The organism is Oleiphilus sp. HI0117 (genome assembly GCF_001635235.1).
This window is the reverse complement of sequence record NZ_LWGA01000818.1, coordinates 1-3,527: the sequence shown is the minus strand read 5'-3', so window position 1 is coordinate 3,527 and position 3,527 is coordinate 1. Positions and strand designations below refer to the sequence as shown.

At 45.9% G+C, this 3,527-nt stretch carries 1 protein-coding gene and 2 pseudogenes; all 3 read right to left on the bottom strand.

What is annotated here, in order from left to right:
• Positions 1 to 1,281, bottom strand: a pseudogene (locus A3757_RS13640) (alkaline phosphatase); the annotation flags it as partial.
• Between the two features lie 183 nt (positions 1,282 to 1,464).
• Entirely contained in the window at positions 1,465 to 3,240 is a 1,776-nt protein-coding gene (locus A3757_RS13635; RefSeq protein WP_068509484.1) for a sugar phosphorylase, read from the bottom strand.
• Positions 3,237 to 3,527 (bottom strand): annotated as a pseudogene (locus A3757_RS13630) (glycosyl transferase); the annotation flags it as partial. The gene A3757_RS13635 and the pseudogene A3757_RS13630, both read right to left, overlap by 4 nt.

Here is a 3,527-nt window from a genome sequence, read left to right as displayed (position 1 = left end):
CTTATCACCACGATCATCTTTTTCACTGGCGACAACCAGTAGGTTTCTATCAGGGATAGCCAAGCCACCTTCAGGGCCCACACCCGCAGGTAGGGTTTGCTTGTATACAGGCTGCTCTGGGTTACTGACATCGTAAACAAATACTAGGTTAGCACGTTCAGAGTTGACGAATAAGTAAGGCGTACCACCGAAGCTAGCAACTTCGATATTCTCAGGCTCGTTACCTTTGTTTCCAGAACGAGCATCTGGGTAGTGGCCGAAGCGAACTGCCATGTGGTCCAGGTCGTTGCCGGAAGAGTAAACCACTTCACCTTGCTTGTTGAAGATTGTGAAGCCACGGCTGCCACCGTCTAAATCACCTTCATCGGCAGTGGCGAAATATTCAGTGTCAATCCAAGATACGCCATCAGGCTCACGAGGAATATCGTTTAAGCTCTCGCTTAATGAAATAATGGCGGCATCTTCTTCTGTGTTGTCGATGTTTTCAAGATCAACGGTACCCGCTGAGAAGTCTGCGCTAACCGTGGCTGTTTCCAGGTCAACTAATAAAATGTGGTTGTTTTCCTGAAGTGTGACAACAGCGATATTGTCACTGTTGATATCGACATATTCTGGCTCAGGGTCTGCTGCGTACAGGTCAGCAATTCCGGTGATGTCTAGAGTTTGGCTTGTCCAATCAGCAGGTTCACCGCTTAGGTTAAGAATAACCAGCTCGCCAGCTGGAAGCTGCGGTGGCGCACCATCGCCTAGATCTTCATCACGCTCGTTTTCAAGAATCACAAGTGCATACATGCTGTCCGGGCTGACTGCGATAGAGTCTGGTTGGCCGCCAAGAGCGATCGTTCTAACTAGAGTTTTACTCGCAATATTAATGACAGCTAGCTCGCCCGATACCGTGACGTAGTCTGTTGAAGTGTTTACAGCCGCGAGAGCGTACTCTCCTTTGATCGCTACTGATGTTGGCTCGCCATTGAGTGCGAATGTGCCTGCAGCAGCCGGAGACTCAATAGTAGAAATATCGACGAAGCCTAGCTGTTCTTGCTCGCTGTCAGTATAGATTAACGTTTGTCCGTCAGTGCTTGCGGCAACAATTTCTGCAACGGTTTCGGTGTCGTCATTACATTGAGTATTGATCTGCTCACATACGTGGAAAGTCGCCACTCTATTGAAGTTTTTGACTGACGAGGAGTCTTTATCGTCATCGCTGCAACCTGCTAACAAGAGGGGGCTTGAAATGGCGAGAGCGAGAGCCGTTTTCTTAAACATATTCATAGAGTGCATAATTTTCCTTTCCATTTAACGATAGGTGTTTTTACTGAAGAGGGAATTATGTTTCGAGAGTGCTACAAATTTATGTCTCTTTTAAGTCACTTTGGTGACGGTACTTATATGCAAGGAGTGGAGCCTTCCTGTTTCTATAGAAAAATGACTAGTCGAAACAGGAGGCGAGTTGATTTAGCCGGGCTAGAGAGCACAGAGGTTTGATAACCAGATTGTCTGATAAGGCGCTAAATCGATTGTGTTATCAGCTTTGCTAAGCTCTTGCCCACTGATTAAGTTGCACCATGCTTGAGTATCGACCAGATTAATGTCAGCTATCGCAAGTTGCTGTGACTCCTTGCTGATGTTCGATATACAAAAAATGCTTTGCTTTCTGTCTGGAGACTGACGCCAATAGGCGAATATTTTATCCCCCAGGTGCAAAGTGAATTGCACTGCATTAGGGTGAAAGGCAGCATGTTGTTGTCGGATTTTTAGCAGACGTTTTATTTCGCTGAAGACACGCTGGTGATGCGTGTTTTCGTTAAGCTGCGTAGTTAAATCTGTATAGTCCCACTGGTGTCTGTTAATAGATCGATTATGGCCGGTGTTCTCCATTCGCTTATAGTCGTTTTGGGTGGCTAGCAAGCTATGGACATAAATACCCGGAATGCCCTCTAAGCCAAACATAATGGTATGTGCACAGAGAAAACGTTCGATACCGAATTGATCTTTTCCTTCTGTCGTGCCTTGTAGCGCATCGAATAGTGAGATATTGATTTCGTATGGTTTGCGAGAAGGCGTTTCGGTATTTCGACCATCTACGCTGTCCAGTGCTCGCCATGAGATTTGTCCTCCGAAGCTTTGCATGGTTTCTACTAGATTTTGTACCTCATCTTCGTTGAGAATTCCTTCAATTGGCCGTAAGCCAATACCGTCATGAGAGGCAATGAAGTTGAAATAGCAAGTGCCGTGCTGTGCCGGAGGCATGCTCATCAGCCACAGCTTCAAGTGATGACAGTTCCCACTGATTAAGGTATTCAGCAATAAGGGGGGCAAAGCGAAGTTATAAACACAATGCGCTTCGTTAGCATTACCAAAGTACGACAAGTTTTCTCTATTGGGAATGTTAGTCTCAGTGATAATAATGGCATCGGGCTGAGCATGTTCGATTAACAAACGAAGCAGGCGAACGACGTTATGTGTTTCTTCCAGATTGATACTGCTAGTACCGGCACGCTTCCATAGAAAGGCAATAGCATCCAGGCGAAATACTCGAACGCCCATATCGAGGTAGTGTCTAATGATCTTGATGAATTGCAGTAATACCCGAGGGTTTCTGAAATCGAAGTCGACCTGATCATGACTAAAGGTACACCATACGTGTTGCGTGCCGTAAGGCGTTTCAGTTTTTCTAAGTAGTGGGCTTGTTCTGGGCCTAACGACAGCGCTTAGGTCTGTTTCCGGGTCTTCGGTAAAAAAGTAATCGTGTCCAGGGCCTTCGGCTTTAATAAAGTTCTGAAACCAGACACTACGGCTAGAGCAATGGTTAATCACCAGATCACTCATAAGCTTATAGTGGCTGGCGATGTCCTGGATATCGGGCCAATCGCCTAAGGCTTCATTAACGCTTGAAAAATCCATGACCGCAAAGCCATCGTCTGAGCTATAGGGGAAAAAAGGCAGGATATGAACTGAATTAATGGTGCTTTCACAGTGCTCGTCAAGAAAGTGCTTGAGTGTATGGAGAGGTTTTTCCCCATCGACAAGAAATGTGTCGCCATAAGTAATCATGCACGTTGTTGATTGATCCCATAATGTCTGGTGATCCCCTGGTGTCTGGCAGCTAGTATCTAGCCTCATTTCCTTAAGCGCGCTATCTGTTAGAGAGGCGGTGCTCTCGTTTAGTTCGATGTCATGATAAATAACGTCCAGCAAGTGTTGAGCTTGCTGGACTAGAGCCGAGTATATAGAGTTCATTGTGAGAAAAACTCCTTATTGTCAGCCTCCACCGCTGCATATAGTCTTTCGAGAATATCGGGCTTGGCGCTAATAACTCTGTTCCAACTAGGAATGAAAGGGGTATCCATCGGCTTCTCGAGGAAGGCTTCACCAGCTTTCATGATGTTGTGAGCAAAAAGCTCGACGGCTTTTTCTTCCTGATGAATATCCAGCGACAAGCCATTCATCAAAGCATCGTTGTGATAAGTTTCGACAAAATCGAGCGCGATTCTAAAGTAGGTCGCTTTAATTGAGCGGAATGTTTC